This is a genomic window from Bradyrhizobium sp. UFLA05-112 (genome assembly GCF_053572325.1).
In genome coordinates this window covers 1-1,105 of sequence record NZ_JBANBK010000208.1, presented here as the reverse complement: position 1 = coordinate 1,105, position 1,105 = coordinate 1, and the positions used below count along the sequence as shown (strand labels likewise).

Below are 1,105 nucleotides of genomic sequence, written 5' to 3'. Positions count from 1 at the left end.
CCGCTGCATTCGCTTCGCCATAGCTTTGCGACCCATCTGCTCGAGCGCGGCAAAGACATTCGCGTGATTCAAGCGTTACTCGGACATTCCAAGCTCGAGACGACAGCCCGCTACTGTCGCGTGGCGACCGGACTGATTGCCAAGATCGAGAGTCCCCTGGAGGGCCTAACCGCGCCGCGCCGCAGGCCTGCGAAGCGAGACGGTGAGAAGCCACCGGCGCCGTAGCGCCACCGGCCGTGGCTCGACCAGCTCTGGAGGTCGCGGACATCCTCCGCGATCACGGCTCTGCTTGGCGTGAGGCCAATCGCGGCCATGTGAGCCTCGAGCAATTGAAGGTGATGAATGCGATCGAGCGCTGTCGCACGGCGGCGCTCGGCGGGCATGTCGCGCGCTGCGAGAACACGGCGTGTGGCCATACCGAGATCGCCTACAATTCCTGCGGCAACCGGCATTGTCCGAAGTGCCAAGGGGCGGCGTCACGCCGATGGCTCGCCGACCGCGAAGCGGAGCTGTTGCCGGTGCCGTATTTTCACGTCGTCTATACGCTGCCGAGCGAGCTGCGTGACGTCGCCTACCAGAACAAGCGTGTGGTCTTCAACCTGCTGATGAAGGCAGCGGCCGAGACAACGCTGACGATTGCCGCCGATTCCAAGCGCCTCGGTGCCCGGATCGGTATCACCGCCGTGCTGCACACCTGGGGCTCCGCGCTCACCCATCACCCGCACGTCCATATGATCGTGCCGGGCGGAGGCCTCTCGCTCGATCACACGCGATGGGTCGCCGCGGGCTCCAATTTCCTCGTCCATGTCAACGTGCTGGCGCGCCTGTTCCGCGGCAAGATGCTGGCAATGCTCGTGCATGCGCACGACGCCGGCGAGTTGAAGTTCTTCAACACCCATGCCGGACTTGCCGACAAGAGAACGTTCAAGCGCTTCATCGCCCCGCTGCGGCGTATCAAGTGGCTGGTCTACTGCAAGGCACCGTTCGCAGGGCCAGAGCAGGTGCTGCGCTATCTCTCCCGTTACACCGTATCGCTCCGGCGAAGGCCGCCTTGCGCGGTGTGATGGAGATTGAAGACATAGGCGTATGACTGACCATACGCCTA

General features: G+C 63.7%; 1 protein-coding gene and 1 pseudogene. Both read left to right on the top strand.

Features of this window, described 5'->3' with window-relative positions:
- Positions 1–225 (top strand): tyrosine-type recombinase/integrase (locus tag SO180_RS42410; RefSeq protein ID WP_449384710.1); only part of this gene is annotated, 225 nt, incomplete at its 5' end.
- An 11-nt stretch (positions 226–236) separates the two neighbouring features.
- Positions 237–1,028: pseudogene (locus tag SO180_RS42405) on the top strand (IS91 family transposase); the annotation flags it as partial.
- Between the last annotated feature and the right edge of the window lie 77 nt (positions 1,029–1,105).